The sequence below is a fragment of the Thioalkalivibrio sp. HK1 genome, from assembly GCA_000583135.1.
Taxonomy (GTDB): domain Bacteria; phylum Pseudomonadota; class Gammaproteobacteria; order HK1; family HK1; genus HK1.
Window position 1 is genome coordinate 1 of sequence record JFBG01000080.1, and the last position, 14,688, is coordinate 14,688.

Annotated in this window: 6 protein-coding genes; 2 read left to right on the forward strand and 4 right to left on the reverse strand. The window is 53.8% G+C overall.

Annotation, left to right across the window (positions count from 1 at the left end; all coding sequences use genetic code 11):
* A partial coding sequence (locus BF99_RS24035; RefSeq protein ID WP_156013444.1) for a 2-oxoglutarate dehydrogenase E1 subunit family protein occupies positions 1-156 on the reverse strand: 156 nt, incomplete at its 3' end.
* An 820-nt stretch (positions 157-976) separates the two neighbouring features.
* Between BF99_RS24035 and BF99_RS0117495 the strand changes: the two genes are divergently transcribed.
* Both BF99_RS0117495 and BF99_RS0117500 read left to right on the forward strand, forming a co-directional pair.
* Entirely contained in the window at positions 977-2,287 is a 1,311-nt protein-coding gene (locus BF99_RS0117495; protein WP_025772125.1) for a citrate synthase, read from the forward strand.
* A 168-nt stretch (positions 2,288-2,455) separates the two neighbouring features.
* Positions 2,456-3,433 (forward strand): malate dehydrogenase, encoded by a 978-nt coding sequence (locus BF99_RS0117500; protein WP_025772127.1) that lies wholly within the window; start codon positions 2,456-2,458, stop codon positions 3,431-3,433.
* 58 nt (positions 3,434-3,491) lie between these two features.
* Here BF99_RS0117500 and BF99_RS0117505 read toward each other — a convergent pair whose 3' ends face one another.
* The 3 genes from BF99_RS0117505 to BF99_RS0117555 all read right to left on the reverse strand — a co-directional run bounded on the left by BF99_RS0117505 (position 3,492) and on the right by BF99_RS0117555 (position 14,563).
* Positions 3,492-4,574, reverse strand: a complete 1,083-nt coding sequence (locus tag BF99_RS0117505) for a helix-turn-helix domain-containing protein (RefSeq protein WP_025772128.1) — start codon at positions 4,572-4,574, stop codon at positions 3,492-3,494.
* Between the two features lie 282 nt (positions 4,575-4,856).
* Entirely contained in the window at positions 4,857-11,123 is a 6,267-nt protein-coding gene (locus tag BF99_RS22660) for a DEAD/DEAH box helicase (RefSeq protein WP_081759339.1), read from the reverse strand.
* Positions 11,120-14,563, reverse strand: a complete 3,444-nt coding sequence (locus tag BF99_RS0117555; protein ID WP_038098934.1) for an STY4851/ECs_5259 family protein — start codon at positions 14,561-14,563, stop codon at positions 11,120-11,122. Before BF99_RS0117555 ends, BF99_RS22660 begins: the two co-directional genes overlap by 4 nt.
* Positions 14,564-14,688: the final 125 nt, after the last annotated feature.

Sequence of the window (14,688 nt, forward strand, 5' to 3'; positions counted from 1 at the left end):
CGCTGCGACCGAGGCATCCGATGCATCGCCCGCCTCCAATCGCTCGAAGAAGTCTCGCCAGCGGATGTCGACGGATTCCGGGGCTTTGCGCCATGCGCTTTGGAGGGAATCGAGGAATGCGGCATTCCCGGGGTGGAGGAACAAGGGATCCGTCATGGCTAAGGTTTTTCCGATGGAAGAGGGTCAGTGGAAGAGGGCAAGGAGGGAGGGCGATGCGCTACAAGGCAGCAAGAGGCGGCGGGATATCCGGGGCGTTCTTCGTTGCACTTTTCGTTGCGAGGTTCGGCATCGATGCGAATTTCGTAGCCGGAGAAAGCGAAAAAGCGGTTGGATAAACGGATAGATAAACGGTTGGAGGCTTTCTTGTGCGAGAAAAACGAGCCATCGACGAGGAAGTCAAGGGTGGGGTCGGGAGGATTCGCAGGGTTCGCAAGAGTTTCGATGGCGGCGTTTTTTCGGATATCCCGCCGATGGGGCCGACAAAGATTCGATGGATATGAGCGGTCATTTTGGCGAACATCGCCGTTTCGCCCGCTTTTTTCGCATCGGGAGGGATCAGGCGGAGTTCGCAGCGAGGAAAAGGTCGATCAAAGGGCATGATATTCGCTCCCGATGTCTCGGTCGGTGCGGCGAAATCGCTGGTATCGAGTCGAAAAAAACCGAAGGGAGAGGCTTGGGCGGGCCATCGACATTGACGCATCAAGCGGTGTTTTTCTCTTCGGGTCGTGATTTTGGCCCATCGAATTTAAGATATTACAGCAAGATGCGTAGATAATACCGCATAGTGCTGCTTATAAAAACGATTTCGCGAGGCTGAAAATCGCTTGTCCGGTGCTTCGAGGATGCAGGTGCCGACGGTTCTTCATGGAGCTTGCTTCGCAAAACGCATCCAACAGGAGGTGGAAGTGGGCGTATCAAGCGCAAAATCATGCCGAATTTTCGAAATTCTTTCGAAATGCAGGCGAGGATAGACACGATGAACAAAGGCCATACGGTTACCCTGACCGACAATGTTTCGGGAAAGAGCGTCGAGTGCGAGGTGATGGAAAGCGTGCTCGGGCGATCGGTCATCAATATCCAGTCGGTACCGTCGGAACTCGGGTTTTTCACCCACGATCCCGGCTTTGCCTCTACATCGAGCTGCACCAGCTCCATCACTTACATCGACGGTCGGCAAGGGGTGCTGCTCTATCGCGGCTATCCGATCGAGCAACTTGCCGAACGCAGCAATTTTCTCGAGGTCGTCTACCTTCTCTTGCACGGCGAACTACCGAGCAAGGCGCAGTGGAATGCCTTCAACGGCAAGATTCGCCAGCATTCGATGGTGCACGAATCGATTCGGCGCTTTATCAGTGGTTATCACCACGATGCCCATCCGATGGGCATGTTGGTGGGGATCGTGGGGGCGTTGTCGACTTTCTACCACGACACCCTCGATATCAACGATCCGGATCATCGCGCATTGGCCGCGATTCGGATGATCGCCAAAGTTCCGGCGATCGCCGCCGATTGCTACAAGTTCGGCATCGGACAGCCCTTCATGTACCCGATCAACTCCTTGGGCTATGTCCAGAATTTCCTGCAGATGATGTTCGCGGTCAGGGCCGAGCCCTATTTGCCGAGCCCGGTGGCGGAGCGGGCCTTGGAATTGATGATGATCCTGCATGCGGATCACGAGCAAAATGCGAGCACTTCCACCGTGCGCTTGGCGGGCAGCTCCGGCGCCAATCCCTACGCCTGCATCTCCGCGGGGATGGCCACTTTGTGGGGGCCGGCGCATGGCGGGGCCAACGAGGCGGTGGTGCAGATGCTGCGCAATATCAGCAGCCCGGATGAGATCCCGAAGTATGTAGCGCGGGCGAAAGATCGCGACGATCCTTTCAGGCTGATGGGTTTCGGGCATCGGGTCTACAAGAATATCGATCCTCGCGCCAAGATCATCCGTCAGGCTTGTCATGATCTGCTCGAAGATCTGGAAGGGGCGGATCAACCTTTGCAGCCACTGTTCGAAACCGCCTTGCGATTGGAGGAGATCGCCCTCAACGATGAATACTTCATCGAGCGCAACCTCTATCCCAATGTCGATTTCTACTCCGGTATCATTCTCAGCGCATTGGGGATCCCGCTCAATATGTTCACCGTGATCTTCGCCATCGCCCGCACCGCCGGTTGGGTGGCGCAGTGGATGGAGCTTCAAGAGGATTCCGAGCAGCGCATCGGTCGTCCGCAGCAGCGTTATGTCGGGCAGCCGCTTCGGGAATATGTGCCGATGGAGGATCGGGGCTGATCCGGGTTCGGGTTCGGATTCGAAAAGCGTCGAAGGGGTTCGTTCGATCTCGAAAATCCTTCTTGGAATCCGCATCGGAATCATCGAGCCAAGGACGAAATCGAGGGGGATCCTTGCTTATCCACCTATCCGCCTCGTCCTAGGGATGTCAAAAAGGGAGTGATGTGCATGACCGATACCGCAAGAGTCGTCGTTACCGGAGCCGCAGGGCAGATCGGCTACGCCCTGCTTTTTCGCATCGCATCGGGTGAGATGCTGGGGAAGGATCGACCGATCATCCTGCATTTGATGGAGATCCCCGCCGCCCTTCCCGCCCTCGAAGGGGTGGCGATGGAACTCGCCGACTGCGCCTATCCGCTATTGCAGGATGTGGTGGTAGGCTCCGATCCGACGGCGATGTTCAAGGATGTCGACTATGCGATGCTCGTCGGGGCGAAGCCGCGCGGCAAGGGGATGGAGCGGGGCGATTTGCTGGCGGAAAACGGCAAGATATTCGCCCCCCAAGGACGCGCCCTCAACGATCATGCAAGCCGTGACGTTCGGGTGCTGGTGGTCGGGAACCCCGCCAATACCAACGCCCTGATCGCGATGCACCATGCACCGGACCTCAAGCCCTCCCAATTCAGCGCGATGACCCGTTTGGATCACAATCGAGCGGTTGCGCAGGTCGCGCAAAAGACGAATACCCCGATATCGCAGGTCAAGCAGGTCACGATCTGGGGGAATCACTCGGCAACCCAGTATCCCGATATCCGCCACGCCAAGGTCGCCGGACGGTCGGCGATGGAGTTGCTCGAAGAGGGCTGGGTGCGCGACGAGTTCATCCCCCGCGTGCAAAAACGCGGCGCGGAGATCATCGAGGCTCGAGGCCTTTCAAGCGCCGCCTCCGCCGCCAATGCCGGAATGAATCACATCCGCGATTGGGTACACGGCACCGGCGAGAACGATTGGACCAGCATGGGCATCGTCAGCGACGGCAGCTACGGCATCCCCGAAGGCCTCATCTACTCCTTCCCGGTCACGATCCGAGACGGGGAATACCGCATCGTGCCCGATCTGGCTATCGACGAGTTCAGCCGCACCAAGATGGATGCCACCAAGACCGAACTGGAAGAAGAACGAGACGCGGTGCGGGATCTGCTTTGAGAGTCGTCATCGGGGGCAGGGCGGGCGTTGCCCTCGCGACATCGATAAGCACCGAGTATCACTGACGATGATTCGCACCCGACTTTGGTCCTTTCAGTTCTTGTTGGATTTCATCGGCGGTTACCCCTAGGAGATCGATGGCCTTCGCCGGTGATATCAATCGTTCGCTCAAAGCCCGGAAGCAAAGCCTGCCGAATCGGCTCGCCCTCTCGGCCGTGGCATCCTCGATCGGTAGCGGCTCGTTCTTTCGCCATCCGCTACCGATCGTTTGGAAGATACGGACCATCGTCGAGTGATTGATGATCCCGATCTGTTCGAAACGAACGAGAGCCGCCGCCGCACCGACTCGATAGATATGCTTCAACTCCATGAGTTCGAGATAGCCAAGCGAGCAACGCCGCCGCCCGACTTCCCCTTCGAGATGTGCCGCCGGCATCAGGAACGCCCCGGCAAAGCGCATCGCCGCCTTTTCCTCATCGGCCGGTGATTCAGGATCGATCAGCCGGTGCGCCAACTCATGGGCCAAGGTCATCCGCCGTCGCTCGATGTTATGCGTAGCATTGACAACGATCACTGGCACCGGCGGTCTGTTCAAAGACCTTTCGACCAAGCACGTAAGACCGGAAACACTCCCCGGCAGATCGATCGCGAAGACCTTGACGCCATTCTTTTCCAACAGCTCCGTCATATCGGGGATGGGGTCGCCACCGAGCATCCACGATTTCCGCACCCTGTCGACCAAGCCCTCACCCTCATCGACGCTCGACAGATTCACCGGCTCGAAGGGCACATCCCAGTTGGCGCTTTCCAATCCCAAAATCTCTTCGACGACCAGATATCGCTCCACATGGTCAAGCACCGCCGCTGTGATGCGAGCACGATCGCGGACGGATGTCCCCGCCTTCTTGCGAAAATCGACATCCACCAGCGCGGTCCCCATCGGGCTCATGAAAAAGCGCAGAGGCTCCCCCAGAGCCTTCATCAAGGCCAGCAGCACACTCGAGCTCGGCATCATCTCCCCACGCTCATACTTCCCGAGCGCCTGCGCCGATACCCGATTCGCACCTTCAAGCCGAGCCGACAAATCCCGCAGGGACAACCCCGCCTTTTTCCTTGCCAGCCTCAGTCTTTCACCGAACATGTCGGACCTCTGTGGTTACAAAAATATATTATAAGTTCATTTTGTAAACCGAAAAATCAAGTCGATCGGCGGATAACATTCTTGAAGGTTCGTTCCAAACTCATCGAGGTACGGGCATCGCCATTGAACGCATAATGACCAGCCTGAGGGGGCATCGATATCTAGCAAAAGGGATAGCGTTCGAGCTTGAACAGATCATGCTCGCCGAGACGAGATGGATAAAACCCCGATCACTGCCCGATCTTCGTAGAGTATCCCAATATCTATAGTGCGCTACAGTCGCTAAGTATCTTTTGCACTGCGTTTCTTTCGATTTTCATCGATTCGACCTATATAGAGAATGGTGGGGTATTTTTTCGAGGCACCAAGCACTTTTCCTTTAAAGCGTTTGAGCGTCGCTATTTGCTCGGCCGGGAACGCATCAAAGGAAAAGAGCGTTCTTTTTTCCGTCCGCCAAAAGCCTACCCCCTGATCGAGGCGCAAATGCCACTGCTCTCCGCTTGCCCATTCGATTTGTAGCTCACGCGCATGGGGCACTTCCCCTTGCGCTGTTTCCTCGAAGCAGAAATCGCCGGATAACCCACCGAAAATCTCTTCGATAATAGCTTTACGGTCGGATGCGTATTTCCAGTTATGTCCGATATCTTGCGGTGATCTCGAGTCTTTTGAGTTCAAAGCCCCGGTGCGTAGTTTCCAAGACAACTCATCGATATCGGTACTTAGACATCTTGCCAGCTCTGCAAGCATTTCGTAGATCAACCGGACGGCGAGAGGCGAGGCGATATATCGATCCGAATAGGTTATTTTCCGGACGCCTTGATCGGTCAAGAGTCTCTTGCGCAAATCCGGGTACACCTTGTCGATCATCTCCCAAAGATTGATGCCGAAATTTTGGATGCTCCCGTCAATCTCCGAAAAGATACGAATCTCGGCGATGGTCCCCGGGAATGATTGTCGGAGATCCTGAGCCGATACCGGGGTTCCGACAGGTATTGTTAGAGGGATACGGTCCGTGGCTCTTACGCATAGACTTCCCTCCTGCAGATTTCCCCATTCACCGTTAGGCGCTCTCGCTTCCTCCTCGGCAACTGCCCAGCGGATGGTTTCTTCATTACCGCCAATTATCGCGATCTCGGAAGAGATCGTATCCATGTCTATTTTGAACAATTCAACCTTGCTGACTTCGATCAGACTTGCAAGGTCGTTCGACTGCGCGGGCGATAGGCTATCGAGGGTTTCCCCGGGAACTAAAAGGCGGACAGTGCGCCCCTCCTCCTGCCAGCGGAGGATATCTTGTCTCATCGGCCATGCCAGTATTTCCCAATTCTCGGAAGGTCCAGACAAGGTGAATCGGATATCGTCGATATCCACGCGCTGGAGACATTGACGGACCGCCATGTCGATCGGCTCGAACTCGGGCTGAGAACCGGGTCCGAGTAGTTGCCGATCCTCGGGGAGCCGAATTCCGTTCAGGACGTTTTCGTTGAGAAATTCCGAGGCTTTATGACGGTCAAGGTAATCCATCTGATGCTGGGTGTCGAAGGTGAGCAGACATCCATGACATGCGGAATCGCAGTCCCTAGGGCATTTCAATATACGGTTTGCCTGTTCAACGATATCAGGCAAGTCATGTAAGATTGCAGCAACATAACCTGCACCACCACTCGTGGTATCGTAAAGAGCGATAGACCACATACGACTGTCATCGTATGCGCGCGCAGGAACTGCAGCGCATCCAATTTCTCTTTCATCCACACCGATGCGTTCGGTAAGTGCTTGTCTTAGAGCCACGCTTAGAGAGTAAGCCGTTTTCTTGTCTTCGATGGGTGTGCCGGTTTGTGGGTTATGAAGTTGAATCTCGAAAACATCCGTATGGGATGCAGCTCCGAGCAATACGCCTCGTTTGATCGCATAAGTTTCATCGTTGCCGGTGCATCTCGTCTTTCCGTCGAGCTCTCGACCGCCTCGAAGACGCAGGTGGTTGCGCAATGAGTGAGGGAGTGTCGTCTTGTTTGTTTGAGACTCGGGTTCGGAATCCGCTCGGCCACACCTCAAACATATCGCAAAACCGTGATTATTCAGTCCGGCGGAAGAATGAAAGAGATGCCCTTGGGCGCTATAGCGATATCGTCCGCATTGACTGACCGGGAGATTGATCCATTGGGCTTGATCGGTCGTGATCCAAGGATCCTTTATCGGCACAAAACTCGGTCGATTGATATCATTGTGAGGTTCGTAAAGAATATCCACGGCAAAACCGGATGGTTGTAAATACTCGTGCTGTTTGATACTTGTTTCCGGTGCATCACAAATGCGGCATCGATCGGCACGACCGTGACTCGTCCCGCTATTCCCACAACGCTTGCATCGCCAAGCATGGCGGAAGGCTTGGATCTCTCGAACATCTGCATCACCCGGTGGAATATGCCAGTTGAGAGTGACACCGGCGGATCGATAAACCCGGCCGTCCAAGACGACATCGCATCCGGGTGCATAGTCGCGCAAACCAATTTCGATCTCCCTTGATGGGTAGGATCGATAGCGCGCTCGGTTATCTTCGCGTTCACCCTCCATGGTCTGTTTTCGCTTACGCTGGAGTTCGGTCAGCGTTGTCGGAATGAAGGGTACGATCCGAGTCGGAAATCCATAGCCCGGCAGGATCCCCCTTGTTACCAATTCGCTTAGCAAATATTCATCTGTCGCGCGTTCGATCTGCCTTGATATGGCGATCTGAGCCGGCGTTTTTTGTACCTCATGCGTTTTGGCTTCTTGTGAAAACAGAGTGAGTTCACTATGCAGACTATCTATTTCGTCTCGCCAACGCAATCGGACATTTTTCACCTGCATGGCGGTTGCGCCAAGCAATCGTAATGGCTCGATACCTTCCAAGCATGTACGCCGTATCAATGTGCGTAGTCCCGCAGTGATTGCTTGATCTTGATTGCGTGAACGACTTAGGCACCACTTCTCGAATTGTTCGCATGGGGAGGATGACTCCGTATCGGGACTGTCAAAAAACCATCCGGCGGTAAGGCTGGGTAGGTCATCCATTAACGATATGAGAAACCCCGATAGTGCCAGAGCATTGATATGACGACGTACGATTCTCTCGCTTTGCAAGGAAACCCGAGGAACATGGATGGGGGTTTGAAATGGCCATGTCGGGTTTTTGAATACCGCCTCTCCATGCGGAGCGCTCTTACACATCGTCAGACTGTAGGCCGAGGTTTCCCCGCGCCTACCGGCCCTCCCGGCCCGCTGGAGAAAACTTGCGGGGCTCGGTGGTGCGTTGTTCATCGCCACCGCCGAGAGTCCTCCGATATCCACGCCGAGTTCCATTGTGGTAGAGCAGCTCAGAACATTGATTTTTCCTTGTTTGAAGCGCTCCTCATATCTACGAAGGATATTCCCGCTTTGTTGTGCAGAATGTTCCGCCACTCGTATATAGGGCACGGTCTTCGCAATCTGATCGCTGATCTCCGGCCAAGCACCTGCCGCCCGTACGGCCATGACATCAGGATCGTTTTCCAACCACTCGTGCACATCACTGCTTGGGATCTTTTCTCCGGTAGAAGATTCCCATTGCGGATGGGGGATGTTGGGCATGGAAATGCTGCGGGCTTGGACAATCTGAGGATCTATGATTCGATGCGGAAGGTATGGGGTCATTCCTCGAAATGTCGTATCGAGCAGCCGCCCGGTGATGGGACAAAGCCAAGCTTTTTGGGTCTGGATAAGTTCCACCTCCTCATGGAGTTCCAACAGATAGCCATCCGAATACCTATGCAGAATCGGTCGTAATTGCTCCCATGCGGCATCAAGCAAATCATCGATGATATGTCGATCCTCCTGACTCTCAAGCGAAAGGCTCAGACCGTGGACGAGTATCTGTACAGCACGATGGCGACGACTGTGCGGTTGGTGCGATCTCGGCCACACTTTCTGGTCGTGCGAGGGATTCTGGAAATCCGGTCCTTGGATGTATTTCGTACGAATAGGAGCACCGATCCATCGGAGAAATCCGTGAGGAATCGAAGTTGCCCCCGCCCCGCGAATGACGTGGTCCAAGCAAATTTTCAAGAAATCTCTCCAATCTTCGGTGCTAAGTCCTATTTTTCGTGCTGCGGATGGTTCATGAATATCATGCAATTTCGGATAGTCAAGGGCTACCAGCCCAAGACTTTCGAGCGAGAACTGGCGGCGCGGACGGCGGAAAAATTCACGCAACAGGCAGAACTGCGGAAGATATTCTCTGCGGATATCTCCTAACGCTATATCCTCCCAAGCCCCTGCCATCCACTTGCGCACTGCATGATCATGGCGTAACTGCTTTTCGGCTTCATCCCAAGACAATCTGCCCTTTGTAGGTAGGGTGTCGGTTTTGAGACGCTCTTGAATTTCTTCGATCATATTTTTGATTGCAGCGCCCGGATTTTGGACTTCGCGGAGTTCTTTGAGTCTTTGTCGTTCCTGCTCCATTTTTGTATGGTCGGACTCACCGGCCGTCCGTGAACCTGCTATCGCATGATACAAGACGCCTCGGATATGGTTTCGCTCCGTCTCTCCTTGGATCTTCACCGCAAAGCGAGCGGTACCCTGTCGACTGTCACTGAAAGTCAGTATGCGCCGTCCATTAAAAGGCCCGTGACCGATATCGCCTTCGCCACATGGGGTGGACTCAAGAAGTGCCGGGATTGCCACGCCAAGGAGGAAGGGAGCGCCTATCCGAGTGGGACGAAACGAAAGTCGATCGGTTCGATCCGATTTTCCGCATCGTAGACAACGAAGCGTTTTTTCTTTTGAATCGGGCAGTACAAGCCGCAGAGATAGTCCGTCAGTGTCATCATCCATGATTCGAAGGCTTTGTAGATCGATGACTGTTTCAGTGGCTACACTCGAGTCGTAGGCGGTTATCAAACGAATCAGGCCGCAGCCTATTGATTCGTCTTCATCATCGGCAACGGGCTCATCATCGAGGGGTTCCAAGCCATCGTCGAATTCGTCCTCTTCACGGTCGAAGGTATGGGCTTTAAGAAATCGCCCTCCCTCGTGAGGTGCTTCCTCCGCCGCTAAATACTCGGTGCCACATTCACTGCACAGAACCAGCTCATAGCAGGGCGATTTGCAGGATTCGCAGTGGTCTCTTCGTTCCAAGTAAACCGCTCCGAAAAGCCATTTGGCATCATCAAGGGGTGTTTTGAGCCTTCCGGTGCACTTTGGGTTCACGCAAGCCCAGAGACCGACTTGAGTGCGATGAAAGAAATGGCCGCGAACGGGAAGGAAAGGGTTATCTCCTCGCCGAGCTCGTGAAGCGAGGTCGATGAGTTCAAGAGTTTTCGTACATTGTTCGTCGGAGGGTGGTACTTTTTTATTTTTTAGACGGGCTGTAGTTAGTTCTCGAAGGGTCCTAGGGCTCTTTATGAGATCCTCGCGAAGGGCAACAGCACCGGAATCGCCGATGAGATGATCGAACAATTCCTCCGGTTCGAGCCCTTGAAGGTCACCGTCTGTTTTGGATGTCGCTTTCGCTCGTTTTGGAAGTTCGGGGGCTAGACGCTCGCCGGTCACGACATCCACTTGTGCAACATCTACCCCGGCAACATCCGCCAGAAAGTTTCGTAATCGATCTTCGACAGTATGAGGTTTTTCGCTCGAAATGGTCGCCGACGTTGCCAAGAAGCGAACATTCTTGGGTTCCACATCGAAGGCATGCATGACTCTTCTTAATAGGAGTGAGAGTTCTGCGGCTTGGGAGCCTATATAAGAATGCGCTTCGTCCAGAACGATCCACTTCAAGAGTCCCTTCGATGCATCAAGGATGGGACGGTCGTCTTTGCGAACAAGCATATATTCAAGCATGGTCGCATTCGTGACCAGAACAGGAGGGGGTTTGTTTCGCAGCAGGGTGCGCGAGAGCACTTCTTCCGGATTTTCTCTTTGTATCACCGCCCGCTCCGTGTGAGGTGTCTCGCCGTTGTATAGACAGAACCTGATGTGTCCGTTAAAGTGTGCGGTCCAAGCGCGTAATCGATCTCGCTGGCTGTTGATCAGCGCATTGAGCGGATAGAGAAATAGCGCTTGAACTCCGTAAAGCGATTGTCCTTTTTGTTGGGCGCGAACGAGATCGTCCAAAATGGGAACGAGGAAGCACTCGGTTTTTCCTGATCCTGTACCGCTGGTGACGACCACAGATCGAGCAGGATGCCGCTTGAGTGCTTGCCAAGTGGTCAGCTGGTGGAGATAAGGTTTTCGATCCGATGGAAAACGGTATTCGCGAAGAGAACGAGGAGGGGAATTCATGGCCTCGATCAGATCCGGATGAAGTAAGTTTCCTGCTAGATCGGTCATGGATTTATCGGCAGCACTCCAGCCGAACATCGATTCGAAGACGGGATCGGCGATGAAACTCCCATCCTGTCCGGCGGATCTTTCGAACATCATCCTAAGATGTTCGCGCAGCGGTTTCGATCTCGCTCCTATCAAGCTAATTGCAGCCCGGGCCGAGCGCATGGATAGTTGTTGCGCCAATGTAGAAAAATTACCGGTCATGTTTCTTTCCTCGTCAGCAGCAATTCAGGTTCGGACTTGAGGGCCTTTCCGATCCCGATGAGTAGAGCTATAGCGTAGGACTGTTCGAACCAATACTCATCAAATTCCCGAAGAAAGCGAATTTCTTGAGATTCCCTTGATGAGATTTCAAGTCCGCAGACGCTGACGATAGCGGCGAGAATTGGTGCATTCACTACGCCGAGGCGATGTTTCGTTCCTCGATCTTCCTCCCTCAAGATATCCCCGATCCCCGCCGGAAGTCGGTTGGCCAAATTGAGACGTTCAGTGATTGCTTGTCCTATTGGCCATCGTGATTCTTGGGTATGTCTTTGCAGAAGCTCGATATACTCATTTTCCATAAAGGTCCAAAGTTGTTTTTCGCCTTGAGGGTTTTGCACCATTTGGAGACGGGGGCATGCTGGTTCTCGATCTTTGAATATCGTCGATTTGAGCCATTCAACGGTTACCTCGAAGAAGATTCCATGCGCAGGAGCTTTTTGGAAGAATTGTTGGAATGCAAGCCAAATATGCTTATCTGCCCGCGTTATGCTCTTAAGTTGTTCGTGAAGGCTTTCAGCGAGCCGCTTAGAGGTTATTGTCCAAGCAGCAATCGGAACGAGATGCCAAGAAAATGGAGTTTGATCGAGTAAGCGGAATATCAACTTGAACCCTACTTCGTCTGCATTCAACAGCAAGGTGATAACCGCCTCTGGGTTGAGAATCAGGCGATCCATAAGATCGAGAGTCGCCGGTGGCAGATCCTCGAATGCTTTCAGATAATCAAGCACATCTGTCCACCTAGGATCGTCCGGTTTCTCACAGAGTGCCTCGATGAAGGCATCGAAAGTATCGATGCGCTCGCCTCGATCCGGGATTCGAACGACTTGATCGAGTCGACATGTGGCAAGGTCGATATCGGTACTTTCCTGCACCATGTCATCGATGTTCCAGAGGATAGGTAGCGCCCGACACCATGCGCTCTCCATCCCTAAAACAATCCAAGGACCAGGTGTTCGTCCATCTGGCTCGAACTTCCAAGCGTATGGATCTTCCGGGGTTCCGCAGCCATATCGCTCAAGGGGCTCGCGCTCGGCATTGTGATCCCAAAGCGGAGCGGCCTCGACGCGAAAGTGATCGTGATCGATGGTATTTGCCGCACCATATTCATTGTCCAAGAGCACCAAGCCTTGTGCCTCTTCCTGCTTGAACGCGAGGTCGAAGGGTGCGATATTGATATGAAAGTGTCTTTGGTCAAGTGGTGGCTCTATATCTAGCCTCAACCGAGCGTATTGGTCGCTTGTTGCTCGAAAAAGGCTATCCACTCGGCTTCGAATTGCCCGCAAGTCAATTTCCCAACGGCCCAAGTCGGTTTTTTGAAGTCTTTCGCTTAACCAAAGAATTTTGGTTGACTCCGGGGACAGATCGGAGGCTCTTAGGTCCCCGCGCACCGAAAAATTTCCCGCCCCTCCCGCTAAGGTGACCACCGCCTTCACACCTCCTATCTGGGCCGAAGCGATGGTTTCCCCGCTTCGTAGGGAGCGACCGTCACGATCAACGAATCGAGTGCCTTGCGCAGGGAAGGGTACGATGATCGAGGCCTCTCGTTCGTCATCCCAGAGAAGCCGAAGGGTGAGGTCGATCGGTGGCTCATTGTTGGCATGAATGGCGATTTGCGTTCGAGTACCCTCATCAAGATTCTTGACTTCTCCCTCAATGCCATCGTGTGGATCAAATCCTATCAGACAATCCGAGGCACCTTTGATCTCGATCATGCCACCATGGTCGTCTATCGGATTCAGATCAAGCGAGAAATTTTCGGGCAAGATAGTCGCTTTCATACGGGTTCGAAGGTCGTCATTGTCAAGCACCCGAATGAGGACGTCTCCGATACACTCGTTCGAGTAGGGTTGCCACCCGCGGGAACGAGTCGAATGCCATTCGATGGCTTTATTGGGTACTTGTCGCGGAAGTGTGTCAGGAGGGCATTCCCATATCTTCGGGAGACCACGGAAAACGGCATGAGATGAGCCGCTTGGATAAATGTTGTTCCCGATTAGCTTAAACTCGGCGGATGTTTCTCGACTATCGGCTGTGCGTATGACACACCGTCCATATTCATCATCGAGGCATTCGATCGCTCCACCCACACGATGTACAATACGATCGAATTCCGGGCAGATGCCCGTCTCTTCCACCGTGCTTTCCCCTTGGGGAGTGATACGAGTAGATGGAGGCACGGCAAGGAATGCCGATTCATGGCGGGTACGTAAACTGCCTTCGCCGAGAAACTCGAATCGTTCGCCAAACCCTTCCTTATCGACGAATAACCAAGGGAGTTCCGAGAGTGCACCGGCACCTTGAGGTTCGACCGGGCCGATCGATATCTTCCTAGATGTCGCAATCAAGCCCCAACCTGACGCTCCGATCGATCCCTTTCGGGTTCGATCGGCTCCCGAGAGTGTTTCGATGAAGTATTCCCGTTCGTCTCCGGAACCCACTTGTGTTGCCAGCGCAAGTACTCTATTATCTTCATCACCGTCAGAGATGATTTCAAATCGATTGGGGAGATCGATCGCTTCGGTGCCGAATATGTCTTGCATCTGACGAAAGTTAATCTTCGGAGGGATGCGCAGCTCAACCTCCAAGTACCAATTCGAATCGTCTTTGATGAGGCAACGAACAGCCTTGAAGTCGGCACGTTTTACCTGTGCGATCCGCTTGACTTCTCCAACCAGATTATTGAGCAATGCCCCAGCGGTTTCGTCTTCGATGCGCAGCGGGATCCTCTTTCGCCACTCAGGGTCGCTACGGTCCAGATAACCCACCGGATTGTCAACGGTCTCGATCCGAGGCTGCAATTCCCAGACCTCCCTACAGATCTTACCGGTGAGCGTGAATACAACGTCTTGACGAAAGCTGCGGGGGAGGTGCCTGCTTTCCATCTCGGCCAGACGAGTCGCTGATGCCCCGGAATGCCCGTACTCGTGAAAGGCTTGGAGGACGGCCCGGAAATAGCGTTGCAATCCGGCACCCTCTTGTCGAAGCATCTTGAGAGGCAGCCCACCCTCGCAAGCAAGAGTGGCCAGAAAGGCTCGTTGAGCTCCCGTTCGGAGCAATCTGCGTTGCCAGAACTTCAATCCCCGTTCCACGGCGGCGTAGCAGTCTGGTCGTGACAAGGATGCGAGTCCCGCTTCCTCCAAGATAGGATCCCATGCCCAAGGGCCACCATCATAATGTCGGCGCCACCACTCGGATACGAAGAGGCAGAATCCTGCTGCACCTTTTGGTTCCTTCAAATGATGCATTCCCTCGTCGTTAGCGGCCTGAGTCAAACGCTCGAACTCCTCATCCGAGCATCGGTATTCGTAAAGAGGCCGTCCGTCCGGATGCGAAAGATCTCTGCTTTGGATGAATTCTCGGGTAAATGCAGTAAGATTCATGATGTCCTACCTATTTCTTTGAAGGAGTGCATCGGCGAAGATTCGTTGGATGCTCTCGTGAATCTATCATGACACTCCCCGTGGATTGTGTTTGCTCGACCCTAATGATAATTCAAAATCAGAGA

What these genes read in the sequence shown, in the direction of transcription:
- BF99_RS0117505 (WP_025772128.1), bottom strand. Translation starts at nt 4,574, where the DNA reads ATGTTCGGTGAAAGACTGAGGCTGGCAAGGAAAAAGGCGGGGTTGTCC.
- BF99_RS22660 (WP_081759339.1), bottom strand. Translation starts at nt 11,123, where the DNA reads ATGACCGGTAATTTTTCTACATTGGCGCAACAACTATCCATGCGCTCG.
- BF99_RS0117555 (WP_038098934.1), bottom strand. Translation starts at nt 14,563, where the DNA reads ATGAATCTTACTGCATTTACCCGAGAATTCATCCAAAGCAGAGATCTT.
- BF99_RS0117495 (WP_025772125.1), top strand. Translation starts at nt 977, where the DNA reads ATGAACAAAGGCCATACGGTTACCCTGACCGACAATGTTTCGGGAAAG.
- BF99_RS0117500 (WP_025772127.1), top strand. Translation starts at nt 2,456, where the DNA reads ATGACCGATACCGCAAGAGTCGTCGTTACCGGAGCCGCAGGGCAGATC.